Genomic DNA, 1,428 nt, shown 5'->3' on the forward strand with positions numbered 1-1,428 from the left:
TCCTTAAGAATGTTGGGCGGTCCGGGAGGACCGGGTGTGGCTGATGATGGTTTGCCGTTGATGGCTCCAGGAGAATGGCCGCTCGGTCCTCCGGGACGCTCCGACTGCTGATTGAGAACTGCGGGCATCGCTGGTTAAGGACCTGTCGGCGGAGTGTTCCCCGGGCCATGGAAGTGCTGGTCACGGAGGAACGGAGCGACGCAGTTGACCACCCGGCAGAAGCGGATATGGGTCGGCATCGACGCCGGCAAGGGCCACCACTGGGCGGTGGCGGTGGACACCGACGGCGAGACACTGTTCTCGACGAAGGTGCTCAACGACGAGGCCCAGATCCTCACGCTGATCGACACGGCCCGCGAGAAGGCCGACGAGGTGCGGTGGGCGGTGGACATCTCCGGACGGGCCTCCGCCCTGCTGCTGGCCCTGCTCATCGCGCACGGCCAGCAAGTCGTCTACGTTCCCGGCCGCACCGTCAACCGCATGACCGGCGCCTACCGCGGCGAGGGCAAGACCGACGCCAAGGACGCCCTGGTCATCGCCGACCAGGCCCGCATGCGCCGGGACTTCGCCCCGATCGAGACCCCGCCGGAGCTGGTCTCCACGCTCCAGCTGCTGACCGGCTACCGACGCGACCTGATCGCCGACCGGGTCCGGCTCATCAACCGGCTGCGCGACCTGCTGGTCGGCATCTGCCCCGCACTGGAGCGGGCCTTCGACTACTCCGCCGCCAAGGGCCCGGTGCTCATGCTGACCGAGTACCAGACCCCAGCCGCACTCCGCCGGATCGGCGTGAAGCGGCTGACGATCTGGCTGGAGCGCCGCAAGGTCCGCGGCGCCGGCGACATCGCCGCCAAGGCCGTCGAGGCCGCCCAGTCCCAGCTCACTGCCCTGCCCGGCGAGAGGCGGGCGGCCAAGCTGGTCTGCGACCTCGCCCATCAGCTCCTGGCCCTGGACCAGCGGATCAAGGACAACGACCGGGAGATCCGCGAGACCTTCCGCCTCGACGAGCGTGCCGAAATCATCGAGTCGCTCCCCGGCATGGGCCCGATCCTGGGTGCCGAATTCGTCGCCATCGTCGGCGACCTGTCCGGCTACCGCGACGCCGGCCGCCTGGCCTCGCACGCCGGCCTGGCCCCGGTGCCCCGCGACTCCGGCCGCCGTACCGGCAACTACCACCGGCCCAAACGCTACAACCGGCGCCTGCGCTGGCTGTTCTACATGTCCGCGCAGTCCGCGATGATGCGGCCGGGCCCGTCGCGGGACTACTACCTCAAGAAACGCGCCGAGGGACTGATCCACACCCAGGCCCTGCTCGCCCTCGCCCGACGCCGGGTCGACGTGCTGTGGGCCATGCTGCGCGACAAGAGGCTGTTCACCTCCGCTCCACCGGTCACGCAGGCGGCTTGACACGGTCATTGAGATTCTCCT

Annotated in this window: 1 protein-coding gene; it reads left to right on the plus strand. The window is 69.3% G+C overall.

What is annotated here, in order from left to right; translation table 11 throughout:
- Positions 1 to 204 precede the first annotated feature (204 nt).
- A complete protein-coding gene (locus AC31A1_RS51375) occupies positions 205 to 1,407 on the plus strand; it encodes an IS110 family RNA-guided transposase (RefSeq protein ID WP_489659908.1) in 1,203 nt (400 codons plus the stop codon).
- The last annotated feature ends 21 nt before the right edge of the window (positions 1,408 to 1,428 follow it).

The organism is Streptomyces sp. P5F9 (assembly GCF_057961495.1).